Consider the following 14,749-nt stretch of genomic DNA (forward strand, 5'->3'; position numbering starts at 1 on the left):
CTGAACGGAGAACCGATGACGAACGGCAACAGCCTCGACCCCTGGTACGACTCCTACGCCCAGCGCACGGCTGGTCTGAGCGCCTCCGAGGTCCGAGCCCTGTTCGCCGTCGCCTCGCGCCCTGAGGTCGTCTCCCTGGCCGGCGGCATGCCCTACGTCTCCGCGCTCCCGCGTGAGCTCGTCACGGGCTCCCTGGACCGTGTGATGGCCGAGGACGCCGCGATGGCGCTCCAGTACGGCAGCGGACAGGGCCTGCGTTCCCTCCGCGAGCACATCGTCGACGTGATGTCCCTGGAGGGCATCCGTGCCAGCGCCGAGGACGTCGTGGTCACCACGGGGTCACAGCACGCGCTCGACCTCGTCACGCGCCTGTTCATCGACCCGGGCGACGTCGTCCTCGCCGAGTCCCCGTCGTACGTCGGCGCCATCGGGGTCTTCCGGTCGTACCAGGCGGAGACCGTCCACGTGACGACCGACGAGAACGGCCTGGTCCCCGAGGCGCTCCGCGAGACCATCGCGAACCTGCGAGCCGCTGGCAAGCGGATGAAGTTCCTGTACACGATCCCGAACTTCCACAACCCCGCCGGCGTCACGATGAGCCGTGAGCGCCGCATCGAGATCCTCGACATCTGTCGCTCGAACAACATCCTCGTGCTCGAGGACAACCCGTACGGCCTGCTCTGGTTCGACGAGCCAGCACCCCAGGCCATCCGGTCGATCGACGACGAGGGCGTGGTCTACCTCGGCTCGTTCTCGAAGACGCTCGCGCCGGGCTTCCGCGTCGGATGGGCTCTCGCTCCCCACGCGATCCGCGAGAAGCTCGTGCTCGCCAACGAGTCCGCCGTCCTCGCTCCGAACTCGTTCGGCCAGTACGTCGTCAACGCCTACCTCGACGCCGCTGACTGGCGCGGGCAGATCGACACCTTCCGTGGCATCTACGCCGAGCGCCGCGACGCCATGTTCCAGGCCCTGGGGGAGTTCCTGCCCGACCTGAGCTGGACACGCCCCAACGGCGGTTTCTTCGTGTGGCTGACCCTGCCCGAGTCGCTCGACTCGAAGGGCATGCTGCCCCGCGCGGTGAAGGAGCTCGTGGCGTACACCCCGGGGACCGCGTTCTACGCCGATGGTCGTGGTGGCCACAACATCCGCCTGTCGTTCTGCTACCCGACGCCGGAGCAGATCCGTGTGGGCGTCAAGCGTCTGGCGAACGTCGTCAACGACGAGCTCGAACTCGTCGAGACGTTCGGCGCCACGACGCGGTCGAGCAGCACCGCTCGGCAGACGTCGTCGGTCAGCGCGCCGCCGCCGAACATCTCCTGACCAGCACTTTCCGTAGAACATCGCAGTACCGGAGGTCCCCGCCATGGCCGAGCTCACTCGCCGTCACGTCGTCGTCGTCGCCGGGGGCATCTCCCACGAGCGCGACGTCTCGCTCCGCTCCGGACGCCGGGTCGCGGACTCGCTGACCGGGTACGGCTGGCAGGTGGACCTGCGCGACGCTGACGCCTCGCTCCTGCCCGCCCTGGCGGACACCCGCCCGGACGTCGTGTGGCCGGCCCTGCACGGCGCCTCCGGTGAGGACGGCGCGCTGCGCGGCATCCTGGAGGCTCTGGACATCCCGTTCGTCGGCTCACGGTCGACCTCGGCCCGGTTGGCATGGGACAAGCCCACCGCGTCGGCACTGGTCGCCAGGACCGGCGTCAAGACCCCACGGTCCGTCACGCTGTCGCACGACGTCTTCCGCGAGCTCGGCGCCGTGGGAGTCCTCAAGAGCATCGCGGGGGAGCACCCCGTGCCCCTGGCCGTGAAGCCCGCCCGTGGCGGCAGTGCCCAGGGTGTCACCCTCGTGGAGGACGTCGACGATCTGCCTCGTGCCATGGTGACGGCCTACACGTACTGCGACGACGTCGTGGTCGAGCAGCTGATCCGCGGGACAGAGGTCGCCGTCGGCATCATCGACACCGGAGACGGCCCTGTCGCGCTCGCGCCGGTCGAGATCGTGCCGAAGAACGGGTTCTACGGGTTCGAGGCTCGGTACAACGCCGGTGAGACCACCTTCTACACGCCGGCCCGCCTGTCGCCGGACTTCGCTGCCGCCGCCGCTGCTGCCGCCGTGGCTGCCCACGAGGCACTCGGGCTCCGCCACATCTCGCGTGTCGACCTCATCATCGACGGCGCCGGTACACCGTGGTTCCTCGAGGCCAACGTGCTGCCAGGACTGACCGAGACCTCACTGGTTCCGCAGGCACTGTCGGTCTCGGGCTTCGACCTGGGATGGACCTACGCCGAGCTGGCCGAGCAAGCCATCCGCGACCACCAGGCCTGACGGATGCCCAACAGGCGCAGTGTTCCACGTGGAACACTGCGCCTGTTGTCGTTTTGCGGCGTCACGGCTGCGGGGGTCCTGGTCTGGGCTGAGGTGGTCCACCGTCGTTCGAGCGGGCGCGGCTTCCCGGAAGGGACAGGGACACCGCCGCCACTCGGTTCCGCCGGCGTGATCGTCGTCCTCGGCGTCGCGAACCGTGGTCAGCGGGCGAACCTCGTCAACCGCTGGCGCGCCCGGATGGCTCTGCGATCTGTTCCGGTGGGGGCACTCACGACCATCGTCACCAGTGGTGGTGCGGTCCGTGGTCCGGTCCCGGAGGCCACGCTGGTCGCCCGACACCTGCGTGATGTCCTCCTGTGGCGCGGACCACTCGTCGAGGAGACCACAAGCCGTTCCACGTGGAACAACGTGGCGAACGTCATCCCCGAACTCGAAGACGCCGACTGGATCATGCTCGTGTCGAACAGCCTGCACGCAGAGAAGGCCCGGGTGTACCTCAGACGCCAGCGCCCAGATCTGGCTGATCGACTCGTCCGCGCTGCTGACTACCGCGTCGGAGAGATGACCCTCATCAAGCCGATCCTGACCGTCATCGGTCTCCTGAAGCTCCGAACGCTCCGCTGACGGGCGTCGCAGCATGAGTACGAGGCGTTCCACGTGGAACATCGGCTCCATGGCCCCGGGGTCGGCCCCAAAGCCGGCTGCTGTGGATGCCGAAGCGTCCGCTGAGGCCTCGGGAGCCCACGAGTGAGCCAGGTCATACCGCGACTAGATCCGTGCCGTCAGAGGCCGCGTGGACGGCTTCTGAAGGGATGTTCCACGTGGAACGCTGCCTCAGGCTCCGAGGTCAGCCGCCCCGAGCTCCTCGAGGATGCGGTTCAGGTCCGCGGCATTGGCGAAGTCGATCGTCACGCGGCCCTTCCGTGTACCGACGGCGATCCGTACACGGGTGTTCAGTCGGTCGCCCAGGCGCTCGGCGACGTCCGAGAAGTGCGCCTCGCGCTTGTTGGGCTGCGCGGGCGCCTTCTTCGGCGCTCCCTGCACGAGCTGCTGCGCAAGGGCTTCAGCCTGCCGCACCGACAGGTCCTCGTTCACGATCTTCTCCGCCATGTACTCCATCGCCTCAGCGTCGGGCGCTGCAAGGATGGCGCGGGCATGCCCGGCCGACAGCACACCCGCAGCCACCCGGCGCTGCACGGGGGAGGGGAGGCGAAGGAGTCGGATGGTGTTCGTGATCTGGGGGCGCGAGCGTCCGATGCGCTGCGCGAGCTCTTCCTGCGTGATGCCGAAGTCCGCGAGCAGCTGCTGGTAGGCCGAGGCCTCTTCAAGCGCGTTGAGGTTGGCGCGGTGGAGGTTCTCCAGCAGAGCGTCGCGGAGCATCGCGTCGTCTGGGGTGTCCTTGACGATCGCGGGGATTGTGGCGAGCCCGAGCTCCTTCGTCGCCCGCAGACGCCGCTCGCCCATGATCAACTCGTACTGCGGATCCGTTCCCGAAGCACCTTCGAGCGGTCGCACCACGATCGGCTGCAGGACGCCGATCTCGCGGATGGAGTGCACGAGCTCCTGCAGCTCTTCCTCGCGGAACTCCTTACGGGGCTGCTGCGAGTTCGGCACGATGTCGAGCGGGTTGAGGTTCGCCAGACGTGCACCAGGAACCGCCACGAGGTCTTCTGCGGTGGCGCCGTCGACCACCACGGATGCTCCGGTCCCGCCGGTGGGGAAGAACACGTCAACGGGCCGGTCCTGCTGGTCCGCGGCCGTCGGGATCAGGGCGCCGATACCTCGGCCGAGTCCGGTGCGCTTGGGTGCCATCAGTGCTTTGCTCCTCGTGCTGCGATCTCCGCCGCCGCTTCCAGGTAGGACAACGACCCGGAGGAGTTGATGTCGTAGGCCACGACGCTCTGGCCGTAGCTCGGGGCTTCGCTCACGCGCACCGATCGGGGGATCATCGCCTTGAGCACCTGGTCTCCGAAGTGCTCGCGGACGTCGGCCGCTACCTGGTTCGCCAGGTTCGTCCGACCGTCGTACATCGTGAGCAGGATCGTCGACACCTGCAGGTTCGGGTTCAGGTGGCGTTCGATGAGCTCGATGTTCCGGAGCAGCTGGCTGAGGCCCTCGAGTGCGTAGTACTCGCACTGGATCGGGATCAGGACTTCCTTCGCAGCGACGAAGGCGTTGATGGTCAGCAGGCCGAGTGACGGCGGGCAGTCGATGAAGACGTAGTGGTACGGCTCGTCCAACGACTCGAGGTACTGGTCGAGTGCCGTCCGCAGCCGCTGCTCACGAGCGACCAGCGACACGAGCTCGATCTCGGCTCCTGCGAGGTGGATCGTTGCCGGCACACACCAGAGGTTCTCGGACTCGGGAGAGCGCTGCACCGCATCGGCGATCGGCGCTTCGTCCACGATGACGTCGTAGATGCTCGTGACGTCGGCCTGGTGGTTGACCCCCATCGCCGTCGATGCGTTGCCCTGGGGGTCGAGGTCGATGACCAGGACGCGGGCGCCTCCGCGCGCGAGGGCCGCCGCGAGGTTCACGGTCGTCGTGGTCTTGCCGACGCCGCCCTTCTGGTTGGACACCGTCAGGATGCGGGTCTTCTCCGGCAGAGGGAACTGCTCCGACGCTATCGCACGGCGGCGGCGAGTCAGGTCAGCGATCTCGCGAGCGAGCGGTGTCGACGCGTCGTAGTCGGTCGATGAACTCAACGAGTGCCTCTTCCCCGGTTCGATGTTTCACGTGGAACGCGGGGCGCTGCACACGATCCCGAGGGACCTCAGCGCCGCGCGGCGTCAGTCAACTGTAGCCCGGAAGACGCGGGTGGTTTCCTCGACCACACCGACGCCGAGCTCGAGCACCTCGACGTTCTCCAGGCGCTTCCGGAGGATCACCTTGCGGGCGGCCGCGACCTCGTCATCGACGCGCGCGCCCTTCATGAGGATGAGCTCGCCGCCAGACCGCACGAGTGGCACCGTCATCGGGATGAGCTTGGAGAGGGCACTCACGGCCCGAGCGGTGACCTGATCGAGCACCAGGTCGTCCGACACGTCCTCGGCCCGTGCACGCAGCACGGAGACGTTCTCGAGACCCAGCCGCGCGGCCTCGGCGGTCAACCACTCGACGCGGCGCTCCATGGGTTCGATCAACGTGAAGGTGACGTCCGGACGCGCGATCGCCAGGACGAGGCCCGGCAACCCTGCGCCCGAACCGACGTCACCGACATGGCCCCCTGCCGTCAAGAGCGGTGCGACCAACGCAGAGTTGAGGATATGTCGCGTCCAGAGGCGGGGAAGCTCGAGGGGTCCGATGAGACCCAGTTCCTCACCGCGGCGCGCGAGTTCGTTCGTGAACGACCGCGCGACGTCGATCCGGTCGCCGAACAGCGCCGACGCTGCCGCCGGCTCAGCCTGCAGCACGGGCGCGTCGACGGCGTCCGTCGTCATCGGGTGATGACCGTGTGACGGTCGCGACCCTCGCCCTCGGACTCCGAGTTGAAGCCCTTCTCGGCGACCAGGTCGTGCACGAGCTTGCGTTCGTACGAGGACATCGGGGGCAGAGCAGCAGTGGCGGAACCGGCCTCGATGCGCTCGACCGCCGTGTCCACGAGGCGCTGGAGCTCCTCGGCGCGGGCGTCTCGCGACCCACCGACATCGAGGATGAGCCGGCTGAACTCGCCGGTCTCGGCCTGGACGGCGATGCGCGTGAGCTCCTGCAGCGCGGTCACCGTGTCCGGCTTCGCGAGGACCCGCAGCGCGTTCCCCTCGTCGGTGACGGACAGGTAGACGCGACCAGCGCGCTCCTCGATCTCGATGTCACCGTCGAGGTCGCAGATGTCGAGCAGTTCCTCGATGTAGTCCGCAGCGATGTCCGCTTCGTCGCGCGTCTCGTCGTCGAGGTCCTCCTCGACGCCGTCGACGGAGACGCTCGGGGTCAGATCACCCTCGGCTGGCTCGACTGCTGCGGCGGTGTCCTGCTCGGTCACTTGGTCTTCCCGTTCTTCTTCGAGCGCTGCTTGCCGACCGGCTGCTGGCGTTGCGTCGTCGTGATGCGCACGGCTTCCATCTCAGCGGCTCCCGCGCCGGCTCCGGCCTCGGCGAGGATCCCTGCGGGCGTCCCACGGCGCTGGGCCTTCTTCGCGAGGCGGACCTCGCGAGCCAGCGCGGCTTCGGAGCCCGGCGTCGGCATGCTGCGGATGACGAAGTACTGCTGCGCCATCGTCCAGAGGTTCGACGCGAGCCAGTAGAACATGACGCCGAGGGGGAACGACAGACCCGAGATCACGAAGATCAGGGGGAGCACGTACAGCATCATCTTCTGCTGGCGGTACATCGGAGACTCCTTGGTCTCCGGCGACATGTTCTTCGCGACGAGCTGCAGCTGGGTGACGAACTGGGATGCCGTCATGACCACGATCATGAAGCCCGCGATGATGCGGACCTCCCACCCGGAGGCGTTCGTGAAGGTCTCGTGCAGGGGAGCACCGAAGAGGGACGCGTTGCCGAACTCCCTGGCCAGGTCGTTCGTCAGCAGGCCGATGCCGGTCTTGTTGATCTGCGCCTCGTGCAGCACCGAGTACAGCGAGAAGAAGATCGGCATCTGCAGCAGGAGCGGCAGGCAGGAGCTCAACGGGTTGGTCCCGGTCTCCTTGTACAGCGCCATGGTCTCGCGGGACATGGCCTCGCGCGAGAACTGGTCCTTCTTGCCCTTGTACTTGTCCTGGATCTTCTTCAGCTGCGGCGCGACCTCGAGCATGCGGCGCTGCGACTTGATCTGGCGCACGAAGATCGGGATGAGTGCGGCACGGACCACGAAGGTCAGGAAGATGATCGACAGGACCCAGGTCAGGCCCGCTGCGGGGTCCAGGCCGAGGTTCTCGAAGATCCAGTGGAAGCCGACCAGGATGGCGGAGACCACCCACTTGAGGGGCCAGAGGATCGTTCCGATGAGGTCCATGAGGACGGTCACGCCTTTCGAGTGCGCTGGGGGAACAGCACCGGGCGGAGGGTGCCGACCGGTGACTGCGACTGCTGCTGAACCGGGGCGAGCACGAACCCGAACCGGTTGACGGTGTGGGGCTCGCGTCGTGCTGGGACGTCGTCGATGCCGCCGGCGGCCCAGGGGTTGCACCGGCCGATGCGCCAAGCGCCCATGGCGGTCCCGCGTACGACGCCGTACTGCTGGATCGCCTCGAGCGCGTAGCGCGAGCACGAGGGGTGGTACCGGCAGACGTTGCCGTAGAGCGGGGAGATCACGGCGCGGTAGGCACGGAGCACGACCACGCAGACGTTGCGCGGGAGCAACACGAGGAACCAGAGCACACGAACGACCCAGAGCGCACGAACCGCTTGGGTCCGAGGTGAACTCTGGGTCCGCATCGCGAGCGTCCGGTTCATGCTGCCTTCTCCACACCGCGCGCGAACGAGCGCGAGACGTCTTCGAGCAGGGTAGGCCACGTGGCCTGCGCAGCGGCTGGCAGTGCGCGAACCACCACGTCGTGCCCGGTCGGCACCGTGACCAGCAGCTCGTGGGCGATGCCCTTGAACCGACGCCGCAACAGGTTGCGGGTCACCGCGTTGCCGACCGTCTTGGCCACGATGAACCCGAAGCGTGTGGGCGCATCTGGTTCGACGGCTCGCCGGACCACGGAGACGACGACGTTCGGCGTCGCGACCCTCCGGCCCCGACGCACAACTGCGCGGTAGTCGTCACCGCGCACGATGCGGTTCGCACGAGCGAGCACGACGTCACCGACCCGTCCGACGACGCGGTCCGTGACACCGACGGCGCAGCGAAGCGCCGCCCGGGTGGACACGAGGTCCACTCCGGAGCGGCGCGATCGGCTGCACAGCCGGACCAGCGTGGAGCTGGATCAGGCGGAGAGCTCGGTGCGGCCCTTGGCGCGACGTGCGGCCAGGATGCTGCGGCCCGCACGGGTGCGCATGCGGAGACGGAAGCCGTGCTTCTTGGCGCGGCGACGGTTGTTCGGCTGGAAGGTGCGCTTGCTCATGATCTTCTCCACACGGCTGCTCGAGGCGAGCCGTCACGAATGGGTTTGGTTGAACCAGGTGGGCGCGACCAAGGGGCCGCTGTCAACTTGTCCACGGTACGTGACAGGGGCGAGCAGGTCAAACCCCGATCGGTGAGCCCAGCGTCCTCCGATGCCGCATCCGGGTTCTCCACATTGGGGACAACTTCCGTTCGGTGAGAGCGCCCCCGGTCCTTTACAGTTGGGTGATCGATCGGCCTGAGGCCCGCCACGACAGGGGAGTACCCCCGACCTGGCGCCCCGGGCGATCGTGGACAAGACTGTGGACAACCCTGTGGGAAGCCCGCGGCACAGCAGCGTCGAGGAAGCCGCCCTGAACCACGGACGACTCGCCGGCACCAGTGTGCTGCCGCGCGGTCCCACGCCCTCCGCGGTACGTCCTGCGACCCGGACGACAGAACCCGGACGACAGAACGCGAACGACCGACCCGAACGACCAAACGAGACCCCTGGAGACGAGCGCGACATGACGATGCCCGCCGACCCCGTCGAGGACCTCTGGTCGAACGTCCTCGGGATCCTCGCCGAGGACGACCGCATCACGCCGCAGCTGCACGGCTTCCTCAACCTCGTCGAGCCGAAGGGCGTCCTCGCCGGCACGCTCTACCTCGAGGTCCCGAACGACCTGACGCGCGGCATGCTCGAACAGCGGATCCGGATCCCGATCACCGAGGCCGTCGCCCGCATCGGTGACGACTCGGTCGCGAACTTCGCGATCACGGTCAACCCGGACATGGCCTCGGAGCCCCGGGTCGACCCCGTGGTCCCCGCGTACGCCGAGCCCGTGCAGCAGCCGGTGGAACAGAGCGCCGCGCCGCGCCAGTACATCGAAGCCCCGTTCGTCCCGAGCCAGATCGACTCCCCGGGCACCGGCGGCCGGCCCGAGTCGCGGCTCAACCCGAAGTACAACTTCGACAACTTCGTCATCGGCGCCTCGAACCGGTTCGCGCACGCCGCGGCCGTCGCGGTCGCCGAGGCCCCGGCCAAGGCCTACAACCCGCTGTTCATCTACGGCGACTCCGGCCTCGGCAAGACCCACCTCCTGCACGCGATCGGGCACTACGCGGAGAGCCTCTACCCGGGCATCCGCGTGCGGTACGTGTCCAGCGAGGAGTTCACGAACGACTTCATCAACTCGATCGCGAACAACCGGTCCAACCAGTTCCAGCAGCGGTACCGCGACATCGACATCCTGCTCATCGACGACATCCAGTTCCTCCAGGGCAAGGACTCCACACAAGAGGCCTTCTTCCACACGTTCAACACCCTCCACGACCACAACAAGCAGGTCGTGGTGACGTCGGACGTGGCGCCGAAGCACCTCACCGGCTTCGAGGACCGGATGCGCAGCCGCTTCGAGTGGGGCCTCATCACGGACGTGCAGGTCCCCGACCTCGAGACCCGCATCGCGATCCTCCGCAAGAAGGCGCAGTCGGACCACCTCCAGGTGCCGGACGACATCCTCGAGTTCATGGCGTCGAAGGTCTCCAGCAACATCCGGGAGCTCGAGGGCACGCTCATCCGCGTGACGGCCTTCGCCAGCCTGAACCGGACGGCCGTGGACATGGCGCTCGTGCAGACGGTCCTCAAGGACCTGATCACGCTCGACGAGGACAACGTCATCGCGCCGACGGACATCATCAACCACACCGCGGAGTACTTCAAGCTCTCCGTCGACGACCTCTACGGCTCGTCCCGCTCCCAGGCGATCGCGACGGCACGACAGATCGCGATGTACCTCTGCCGTGAGCTGACCAGCCTGTCCCTGCCCAAGATCGGGCAGCTGTTCGGCAACCGCGACCACACCACCGTCATGTACGCGAACAAGAAGATCGCCGACCTGATGAAGGAACGACGCTCCATCTACAACCAGGTCACGGAGCTCACGAGCCGGATCAAGCAGGACCGCCGGTACCGCTGAGCACGTCGCTCGCACCGGCGACTCGCGTCGCCCAGAACATCGGTTCACCCAGCCGGGAGGCTCGCCCTCGGTCCCGACATCGGCGCGCCTGGGCGCGCGTCCACCATCTGAGACGGTTCCAGGCGGTGGTTTTCACACAGTGTGGAAAGCCTGTGGATAACTGTGGAGGACACGCCGAACGGTTGTACACAGCGATGGGGTCAACTGTGGAAACTGGGGATGGAAGTGGATAGACGAGGATGATTCATCCCGAGGGTGCCCACAGGCCGCCCACAAGTCACAACTGTGTAGTTCCCTTGCGGCGACTGGTATCCACAGAGTTGTCCACAGTGTGCACAGGCGTTAATACGATTACTCCTGTTTATCTCCAGTGATCCCTGGGCCAACCTTGTGGACGGCGGGATGACAAGAAATCCGGCCTCCGCTGGGCTGTGCCACAATGGGGCGGCCGGACAGTCCAACCATCGACAGGGGTCCCAGCTGTGAAGTTCGAGGTCAACCGGGACGTCTTCTCCGAAGCCGTCTCGTTCGCGGTGAAACTCCTCCCACAGCGCACGACCCTCCCGATCCTCTCGGGTGTCCTGATCCATGCCGACGGGGAGCGCCTGACGCTCTCGTCCTTCGACTACGAGGTCTCGGCGCAGACCTCGATCTCGGCGCAGATCGACGAGTCGGGCACGGTCCTGGTCTCCGGCCGTCTGCTCAACGACATCGCGAGCCGCCTGCCGAACGCCCCGGTCACGTTCTCCACGGACGAGTCCCGGATCACCGTCACCTGCGGCTCCGCGCACTTCACGCTCCTGAGCATGCCGGTCGAGGAGTACCCGACGCTGCCGGAGATCGGGCCGCAGACGGGTGTCATCCCCGGCGACGCGTTCTCCGAGGCCGTCTCGCAGGTGGCCGTCGCCGCCAGCCGCGACGACGTCACCCCGGTGATCACCGGCGTCCAGCTCGAGGTCAGCGACAACGACCTGTCGCTCATCGCGACCGACCGCTACCGTGTCGCGGTCCGCACGATCCAGTGGGACTCCGGCCGCTCCGGCGGCGAACCCACCGAGCCGATGCACGCGCTCGTCCCGGCTCGCACCCTGCAGGAGGTCGGCCGCACGTTCGGCTCGGCCACCACGGTGTCGGTGTCGATCAGCGGCAACTCGGACCGCGAGCTCATCGCCTTCCAGGCCGCCGACAAGACGGTCACGTCCCTGCTCATCAAGGGCAACTACCCGCCGGTCCGCCGGCTCTTCCCCGAGACCGTGCAGGACCACGCCGTGATCAACACGGCCGAGCTGGTCGAAGCCGTCCGACGGGTCTCCCTCGTCCTGGAGCGCGAAGCCGCGCTCCGGTTCTCCTTCACGGTCGACGGGCTCACGCTCGAAGCGATCGGTTCCGAACAAGCGCAGGCGTCAGAGTCGATCGATGCGTTGCTGACCGGTGAGGACATGGTGGTCTCGTTGAAGCCCGCCTTCCTCCTGGACGGGTTGAACGCGGTGCACTCCGAGTTCGTCCGGATCTCCTTCACCAAGACGGAGAACCCCAACAAGCCGGGCCCGGTGCTCATCACCGGCCAGTCCTCGCGTGAGGAACCGGCCACGGACGGATACCGGTACCTGCTGCAGCCCAACCTCCTGCTGCGATAGCGCAACAGTCACACCTGCGCTGACGCGTCACTCGTGGCCCCAGCGCGACGACGAACAGAAGAAGGAAATCATGGAGATCGGTCTTGTCGGCCTCGGGAAGATGGGCAACAACATGCGTGCGCGTCTGCGCAACGCAGGGATCGACGTCGTCGGGTACGACGCCAACCCCGCCGTCTCGGACGTCGCTGACCTCGGCGCCCTCGCGAAGGCCCTGACCGGCCCGCGCCTGGTCTGGGTCATGGTCCCCCACGGGAAGATCACCGACGACGTCATCAACGACCTCGCCGAGGTCCTCGAGCCGGGTGACCTCGTCATCGACGGCGGCAACTCGAAGTGGCTCGACGACGAGGTGCACGCCAAGCTGCTCGACGCCAAGGGCATCCGCTACATGGACGTCGGCGTCTCGGGTGGCGTCTGGGGCCTCGACAACGGCTACGGCCTGATGGTCGGTGGCGACGCCGCCGACGTCGAGCGCGCCATGCCCGTGTTCGACGCGCTCCGTCCCGAGGGCCCCCGCGAAGCGGGCTTCTCGCACGCCGGCCCGATCGGCGCCGGCCACTACGCCAAGATGGTCCACAACGGCATCGAGTACGCGATCATGCAGGCCTACGGCGAGGGCTACGAGCTCCTCGAGGCCAAGGACCTGATCAAGGACGTCCCGGCGGTGTTCGCCGGATGGCAGCGCGGCACGGTCGTGCGCTCCTGGCTGCTCGACCTCATGGTGCTGGCCCTCAACGAGGACCCGAAGCTCACCGAGCTCGAGGGCTACGTCGAGGACTCGGGCGAAGGCCGCTGGACGCTCGAAGAGGGCATCGAGCTCGCCGTGCCGATGCCGGCGCTCTCGGCGTCGATCTTCGCGCGCTTCGTCTCGCGTCAGGGCAGCGCGTCCCCGACGATGAAGGCCGTCGCGGCGCTCCGCAACCAGTTCGGCGGCCACGCCGTCAAGAAGTCCTAGGACTTCCCGGGGCAACCCGGCCTCGGCCCGCGTGCACGTCGACCATCTCCAACTGACCGACTTCCGGAACTACCGGCAGGCGGAGGTCGACTTCGCACGCGGGCCGAACCTGTTCGTCGGGCGGAACGGCCAGGGCAAGACGAACCTCGTCGAGTCCATCGCCTACCTGTCCACGCTCGGGTCGCACCGGGTCCCGACGGACGCCGCTCTCGTGCGGCAGGGGTGCGACGCGGCGATCGTCCGCGCTCGGCTCGCGCACGAGGACCGCAGCATCCTCGCCGAGGTGCAGATCAACCGCTCCGGGTCGAACCGGGCGCAGGTGAACCGCTCGGCGATCAAGCCGCGCGAGCTCCCGCGCTACTGCACGAGCGTGCTCTTCGCGCCGGAGGACCTGGCGCTGGTCCGCGGCGAACCGTCCGGTCGTCGGCGCATGCTCGACGAGCTCCTCGTGCAGATCGCGCCACGGATGCAGGGCGTCATCGCCGACTACGACCGCACGCTCCGGCAGCGCAACACATTGCTCAAGTCGGCGAGGAACTCCGGCGCAAAGGCCGGGTCGCTCTCGACGCTCGAGGTCTGGGACGAGCGGCTCGTGGCGTTCGGGTCCGAGATCATCGCCGCCCGCGACCACCTGACCCGTCGGCTCGCACCCTTCGTCGCGGAGTCGTACGCGATGGTCGCCGGCGAGCGGCACGAGGCCTCGATCACGGGTGTGCTCTCCGTGCGGGGCGGCGACCCCGAGGACGCCAGCGCGACGGACCCGGTGCTCGGCACCCCGGACGAACCCGTCACGGTCCCCGCTGCGGCCGAGGCCTTCCGGCAGGCGCTGGAACGCCGGCGTCGCGACGAGCTCGACCGCGGCCTGACGCTCGCCGGGCCCCACCGCGACGACGTGCTCTTCACCCTGAACGGGTTACCGGCCCGTGGCTACGCCAGTCACGGGGAGTCGTGGTCGTTCGCGCTCGCGATCCAGCTCGCCTCGGCGTCGATCCTGCGGGCGGAGTCGAGCCTCGGTGACCCGATCATCATCCTCGACGACGTCTTCGCCGAACTCGACGAGTCCCGGCGGGAACGGCTCGGCACCGCGGTGGCGGACTACGAACAGGTGCTCATCACCGCTGCCGTGTTCGGCGACGTCCCCGGGCAGCTCGCCGCGCACACCGTGCGGATCGAGGCCGGCACCATCGTGACCGACGAGACGGAGCCGAGCCGGGCCTCCAGTCCGACGACGCCGACGGAACCGGCGGCACCCGCTGACCCGACCGCAGCGGCGGAGGCCTGATGCCCAGGCCGTGGAAGCCCACCGAACCCAGCCGCGTGTACCAGCACATGAAGGCGGTGTTCGGCGACCCGGGCAAGCGCGGGGTCGACGCCCGCCGACGTCGTGCCAAGGAGATCGACGCCGACACCGTGCCGTACGGCCGCGGGCGTGAGCCGAAGGGCCTCGGCGACATCGTCGGGTCGCTCGCGGCGGAGCTCGGCTGGACGGAACCGCTGGCGCGTTCGGAGCTCTTCGTGGACTGGCCGAGCGTGGTCGGTGAGGAGCTCGCGAAGCACTCCCGTCCGACGGACATCGAGGACGGTGCACTGCTCATCCGGTGCGACTCGACGGCATGGGCGACACAGCTCCGACTGATGCGCGCGAGCGTCACGACGACCATCGCGGAGCGGCACCCGGAAGCGGGCGTCGAGTCGATACGGGTTTCCGGCCCGGACGCCCCCACCTGGAAACGTGGCCCCAGGAGCGTCCAGGGGCGCGGCCCTCGCGACACCTACGGTTGAGCAGACCAAATCGTCCTCTGGTCGCGAAATCGCCCGTCTGTGGCCCGTTTCAGCCCTGAGGACGAGGCTGCTGCGATAGACTGGG

Annotated in this window: 16 protein-coding genes; 8 read left to right on the forward strand and 8 right to left on the reverse strand. The window is 67.9% G+C overall.

What is annotated here, in order from left to right; genetic code table 11:
* Positions 1 to 15 precede the first annotated feature (15 nt).
* From ITJ54_RS06750 to ITJ54_RS06760, 3 genes are all read left to right on the forward strand, one after another.
* Positions 16 to 1,320, forward strand: coding sequence for a PLP-dependent aminotransferase family protein (locus ITJ54_RS06750; RefSeq protein WP_194626772.1), 1,305 nt, complete (start codon positions 16 to 18; stop codon positions 1,318 to 1,320).
* A gap of 43 nt (positions 1,321 to 1,363) precedes the next feature.
* Positions 1,364 to 2,326: a D-alanine--D-alanine ligase family protein gene (locus tag ITJ54_RS06755; RefSeq protein ID WP_194626774.1), complete on the forward strand. Its 963-nt coding sequence runs from the start codon at positions 1,364 to 1,366 to the stop codon at positions 2,324 to 2,326.
* Positions 2,327 to 2,494: 168 nt separating this feature from the next.
* Positions 2,495 to 2,950, forward strand: a complete 456-nt coding sequence (locus tag ITJ54_RS06760) for an ElyC/SanA/YdcF family protein (protein ID WP_323741614.1) — start codon at positions 2,495 to 2,497, stop codon at positions 2,948 to 2,950.
* Positions 2,951 to 3,160: 210 nt separating this feature from the next.
* Here ITJ54_RS06760 and ITJ54_RS06765 read toward each other — a convergent pair whose 3' ends face one another.
* The 8 genes from ITJ54_RS06765 to rpmH form a co-directional block, all read right to left on the reverse strand.
* Positions 3,161 to 4,138: a ParB/RepB/Spo0J family partition protein gene (locus ITJ54_RS06765; RefSeq protein WP_194626779.1), complete on the reverse strand. Its 978-nt coding sequence runs from the start codon at positions 4,136 to 4,138 to the stop codon at positions 3,161 to 3,163.
* Positions 4,138 to 5,031: a ParA family protein gene (locus ITJ54_RS06770; protein ID WP_323741615.1), complete on the reverse strand. Its 894-nt coding sequence runs from the start codon at positions 5,029 to 5,031 to the stop codon at positions 4,138 to 4,140. Before ITJ54_RS06770 ends, ITJ54_RS06765 begins: the two co-directional genes overlap by 1 nt.
* 84 nt (positions 5,032 to 5,115) lie before the next feature.
* Complete coding sequence (rsmG, locus tag ITJ54_RS06775) at positions 5,116 to 5,766, reverse strand: 16S rRNA (guanine(527)-N(7))-methyltransferase RsmG (RefSeq protein WP_194626781.1); 651 nt, start codon at positions 5,764 to 5,766, stop codon at positions 5,116 to 5,118.
* Entirely contained in the window at positions 5,763 to 6,257 is a 495-nt protein-coding gene (locus ITJ54_RS06780) for a protein jag (protein ID WP_194627373.1), read from the reverse strand. Before ITJ54_RS06780 ends, rsmG begins: the two co-directional genes overlap by 4 nt.
* Before the next feature lie 44 nt (positions 6,258 to 6,301).
* Positions 6,302 to 7,276 (reverse strand): membrane protein insertase YidC, encoded by a 975-nt coding sequence (gene yidC, locus ITJ54_RS06785; protein WP_194626782.1) that lies wholly within the window; start codon positions 7,274 to 7,276, stop codon positions 6,302 to 6,304.
* A gap of 8 nt (positions 7,277 to 7,284) precedes the next feature.
* Entirely contained in the window at positions 7,285 to 7,641 is a 357-nt protein-coding gene (gene yidD / locus ITJ54_RS06790) for a membrane protein insertion efficiency factor YidD (RefSeq protein ID WP_323741616.1), read from the reverse strand.
* 71 nt (positions 7,642 to 7,712) lie between these two features.
* The gene (gene rnpA, locus ITJ54_RS06795; RefSeq protein ID WP_194627377.1) at positions 7,713 to 8,063 is read right to left on the reverse strand and encodes a ribonuclease P protein component; all 351 of its coding nucleotides are present in this window, start codon (positions 8,061 to 8,063) and stop codon (positions 7,713 to 7,715) included.
* Positions 8,064 to 8,192: 129 nt separating this feature from the next.
* A complete protein-coding gene (gene rpmH / locus ITJ54_RS06800; protein WP_055951440.1) occupies positions 8,193 to 8,330 on the reverse strand; it encodes a 50S ribosomal protein L34 in 138 nt (45 codons plus the stop codon).
* A gap of 505 nt (positions 8,331 to 8,835) precedes the next feature.
* Between rpmH and dnaA the strand changes: the two genes are divergently transcribed.
* The 5 genes from dnaA (at position 8,836) to ITJ54_RS06825 (ending at position 14,664) form a co-directional block, all read left to right on the forward strand.
* Positions 8,836 to 10,290, forward strand: coding sequence for a chromosomal replication initiator protein DnaA (gene dnaA, locus ITJ54_RS06805; protein WP_194626783.1), 1,455 nt, complete (start codon positions 8,836 to 8,838; stop codon positions 10,288 to 10,290).
* Positions 10,291 to 10,772: 482 nt separating this feature from the next.
* Positions 10,773 to 11,927, forward strand: coding sequence for a DNA polymerase III subunit beta (dnaN, locus tag ITJ54_RS06810; RefSeq protein WP_194626784.1), 1,155 nt, complete (start codon positions 10,773 to 10,775; stop codon positions 11,925 to 11,927).
* A gap of 19 nt (positions 11,928 to 11,946) precedes the next feature.
* On the forward strand, positions 11,947 to 12,882 hold the full coding sequence (gene gnd, locus ITJ54_RS06815) for a phosphogluconate dehydrogenase (NAD(+)-dependent, decarboxylating) (protein WP_194627379.1): 936 nt from the start codon (positions 11,947 to 11,949) through the stop codon (positions 12,880 to 12,882).
* Positions 12,883 to 12,913: 31 nt separating this feature from the next.
* A complete protein-coding gene (gene recF / locus ITJ54_RS06820; RefSeq protein ID WP_194626785.1) occupies positions 12,914 to 14,164 on the forward strand; it encodes a DNA replication/repair protein RecF in 1,251 nt (416 codons plus the stop codon).
* Positions 14,164 to 14,664, forward strand: a complete 501-nt coding sequence (locus tag ITJ54_RS06825; RefSeq protein ID WP_071278525.1) for a DUF721 domain-containing protein — start codon at positions 14,164 to 14,166, stop codon at positions 14,662 to 14,664. Before recF ends, ITJ54_RS06825 begins: the two co-directional genes overlap by 1 nt.
* The last annotated feature ends 85 nt before the right edge of the window (positions 14,665 to 14,749 follow it).

It is taken from the genome of Curtobacterium sp. VKM Ac-2865 (genome assembly GCF_015350905.1).
GTDB lineage: Bacteria > Actinomycetota > Actinomycetes > Actinomycetales > Microbacteriaceae > Curtobacterium.